This is a genomic window from Allobosea sp. P1_A7 (assembly GCF_056406775.1).
The window spans coordinates 1-3,552 of the sequence record NZ_JBFTZN010000411.1 but is presented as its reverse complement, the minus strand read 5'-3'; the positions used below and the strand labels follow the sequence as shown (position 1 = coordinate 3,552).

Sequence of the window (3,552 nt, the reverse complement as noted above, 5' to 3'; positions counted from 1 at the left end):
CGACCGGATCGTTCAGAATGTCGATATTCGTATCCCGGCCAAAAACTTCGACCGCGATCGAATAGGCCTTTATGCGGTCGGCCCGGCCAGCGAGCGTCTGCTCAATCACATAGGTCAGAAACCGCCGCAGCCGATCGGGAGCGCTGAAATCGCGGCTTGCCAAAATGCAATGCAGTTGCGCGCGGATATCGGCTTCGCATGGCGCGGGCATCGGTTGGGAGCGCGAGGCATCAGGAACAAAACTCGATGTCGCTTGCCGATTCATGGGGTTAATTCTCCCGCCGATCAACCTAGGCACGCGCATGATGCTCAGATGGGGCGATCGCTGCAACCCCAATTTGAGGGTACTCGCTCAGATTTCAGAACTCCTATGGTCGCATCGCGCAATATTCGTGCAAAAATACTTGCCGAACGTCGAGCGAACTACGATGGCCCGCCGCAACAATAATGCGGTCGACGCTCAGGCTTGACGTTCCGTCCCGCCTTTGACGTTCCGTCTCAGATAGATGCTCGAATTTCGAACTAATTCCGCACCACTGGGCCAGCACAGTCGTCACCCGCCGTGTTGACGGACTCTTTTGATTTAATTGGGCCGATGTCTGAGAGGACGAGCGCCCATCGTTTCGAACGGGTGCTGATGTATACGGTGCGGGGGCACCGGCTTAATCCCCCCTTTCCCCATCGGAGTTATTTGCGCGACGTTGGTCGGCTGACAGGTCGACCTGCTCAGACAACAAAAGGATGATTGGGGGGCTGGATTCGGGTCATGACGCTCGCGAGAAGACCGAATTCGATCGATCGAGACGTGGGTTCGCGCTTGCGAGCGCGAAGGCAGCTCATTGGCCTCAGCCAGTCACAACTAGCGGAGCAGTTGGGCATCACGTTTCAACAGGTCCAGAAATACGAAAGCGGATCGAATCGGCTCAGCGCGAGCCGTCTTCAGCTCATCGCGAACATCCTTGAGGTCCCGGTGGGTTACTTTTTTGAAGCGGCGGCGATTGAAAGCATCGCGCCGCTGGAACGCTTACGGGAAGATCGTGCCGCCGATATCGCTGACTTGCTCTCGACCAGCGAAGGAATTCGTCTCGTCAAGGCCTTCTTGAAGGCCGAAAGCACGGCGAAGCGCCAGCGGATCGTTGCCATGGTTGAAGGCATGGTGAATGCCGATCCTGCCGGGAGCAGCGATGAGATCGGGCCATCTCAGGGATAGCGCAAGTACAATCGGAACTGCAGCGCGCGCGATGACCGAAGCTGAGAATAAATGACGTATCGTAATGTAGGCCGGCGCGTACGGTCTCGTCTTATCGTGGCGCATCGTCGCGATGTCGCTGGTTAACCAATCTCTGCCGCTCCGAACGGGCAGGTGAAAATCACAGTCGACGAGCCGATATACGTGTGCTTACATCGCTTCGATACAAGATCTTGGTCTGACAACGTACATTATGAATGCTGAATATTATGCGATTCGATACGCTATCCGCCAACTCAGGGGTTATTGGCATGGCGATCTCAAGGAAGAGCGGATGTTCTCACGAATTTCCGGAATCGCACCCGGTAAACCGGCGGAATTACAAATGGTTTCGGCCCGATGGAGACGATGAAGATAGTTTTGGCCGAGGGATTATTTGGGGAGCTGCCATATCATTCTTGCTCTGGGGAGGGATGACGTTGGTTTGGTTCACTATCTTTCGATGACTGCACCGCATGCGTGATTTATCGCGCATGAGCACTCAGCAAGAGCATCGATGGCCTGAACTGGAGTGACTTCCCCAGCAGGGATGGACAACACGCCTGGCCGAGGGCCAGGCGTAAACCGAAGTTTCTGAGTTGGGTGCAGCACCCAGTCAGTTGCGCCGCTCCTCACGCCGGTGGGTGCGTCCGGTGCGCCGCGTGTCACGCCGCTCCCCGCGCCCCGTACGCCTGTCCCCACGCCGCTCCATGCCGGAGGTCTGGGCCTGAGAATTCGAGGCCGTCAGGATCGTAGCAGCCGCAGCAACACCGAGAGCGGCTGCCGACCACAAGAAGGAAAGGGCATGTCGCCGAGAGATCATGTCCGAATTGAAGACTTCGCTCATGGGGAAGCTCCTCGGGATCTATGAACAGTCTTTGCCGCCCCCTGTCGCCCCAGATCACCATGATTGACGTAAGGCCACTTTTCGTCCGCCCGTGTCAATCAAAGCAGGCTGTTTATGGCCCCGTGTAGCGTCTGGCACAAGGTGATTCGCCTACCCTTGGCGTAACTGTTTCGCTTCGACCAATAATCGCCGCCCCGAATACAGCCGCCCTGTCTATCGACGTCACGAGAACTCCGACGGGTTGGCATTCGGGCGTCCGTGGAAATTGGGATGCTCCGGGCAGTCGAGATTTGGGGCCCATAGAGCGAAGTGATCAAAATATCGCAGTCCGGAACATTCGGCACTTCCTCGGCAAACGCCGCCGATTATTCGGGTTCTCTGTAGTTACTTGATATGGAACAGATTGACTGGCCTATCCCTGAATCGGAGAACACGATGCGATTAGGACTTGTATCCGCCGCCGTTCTTGCGACCTGCCTGGCGACGTCGGCCTTCTCTGCCGATCTCCCCAGCCGCCCGGAGCCGGCGCCGTTCGTCTACGTTCCCGTCTTCACCTGGACCGGATTTTACGTCGGTCTCAACGCCGGCGGCGGCTGGGCTGACTCGGGTAACATCACCGTTACCGGGCCCACGGCTGGTTCTTCCGGAATTCTGGGCGGCAACGGCGGCGACGGCGCTTTCGTTGGCGGCGGCCAGATCGGCTACAACTGGCAATCCGGCGCCTGGGTCTACGGTCTCGAGACCGATATCCAGTATGTCGGTTCGAGCGGCAATGCCTCCTGGGGGCAGTACACCTGGTGGGCAGGCAGAGGCGGCGGTGACGGCGGCTATTTCGGCACCGTACGCGCCCGCATCGGCTACGCCTTCGATCGGACGCTGGTCTACATCACCGGCGGTCTGGCCTATGGCGGCCTGAACAGCAACCCGCTGACCGGCAACACGACTAGCAAYGCCGGCTGGACCATCGGYGGCGGTGTYGAATACGCCTTCACCAATAACTGGACGGTCAAGCTCGAAGGTCTCTACGTCGATACCGGCGAGGGCCGACAGACCCGGGTCTTCGAAAACCCCGCGGGCGGCGTGCTCCCGGCCGGAACCTACACGGCAACCACCAGCGGCGGCGGTGGCGGCGGGATCGTTCGCGTTGGCGTGAACTACAAGTTCTGACGCGCGGCGAATGGAACTCCTGCGGTCCTGCTGGAAATAGGCGGGACCGCTGGAGGTCGTTGCAGCGGGCATCGCGTAGGAAGGTCGCCCGCTGTTTTAACCAAACGTTGCTACGGAGCAGTTTCTACCAAGAACGTAGCAACGATATTCAAGGATCAACAGATGAAGAAGTCGGCTATTCTTGTCGTTTCGCTTGCTTTGCTTGCCGTTGGCGGTTGCGTTGGGTTTGGCAAGGGCAAGGGCAAGGCGCCCCCGCCGGTTGCAACGCCCAAGGGCAAGGGCAAGGCGCCCCCGCCGGTTGCAACGCCTA

3 protein-coding genes and 1 pseudogene are annotated in these 3,552 nt (G+C 58.7%); 2 read left to right on the top strand and 2 right to left on the bottom strand.

The window, feature by feature from the left end; genetic code table 11:
• A pseudogene (locus AC1D34_RS35285) lies at positions 1-265 on the bottom strand (hypothetical protein); the annotation flags it as partial.
• Between the two features lie 501 nt (positions 266-766).
• Here AC1D34_RS35285 and AC1D34_RS35280 point away from each other — a divergent pair.
• On the top strand, positions 767-1,210 hold the full coding sequence (locus AC1D34_RS35280; RefSeq protein ID WP_441509121.1) for a helix-turn-helix domain-containing protein: 444 nt from the start codon (positions 767-769) through the stop codon (positions 1,208-1,210).
• A gap of 634 nt (positions 1,211-1,844) precedes the next feature.
• On the opposite strand, the gene AC1D34_RS35275 is transcribed toward AC1D34_RS35280, so the two are convergent.
• The gene (locus AC1D34_RS35275; protein WP_441509122.1) at positions 1,845-2,075 is read right to left on the bottom strand and encodes a hypothetical protein; all 231 of its coding nucleotides are present in this window, start codon (positions 2,073-2,075) and stop codon (positions 1,845-1,847) included.
• A 435-nt stretch (positions 2,076-2,510) separates the two neighbouring features.
• Here AC1D34_RS35275 and AC1D34_RS35270 point away from each other — a divergent pair, with 435 nt between their 5' ends.
• Positions 2,511-3,242 (top strand): outer membrane protein, encoded by a 732-nt coding sequence (locus AC1D34_RS35270; protein WP_441509123.1) that lies wholly within the window; start codon positions 2,511-2,513, stop codon positions 3,240-3,242.
• The last annotated feature ends 310 nt before the right edge of the window (positions 3,243-3,552 follow it).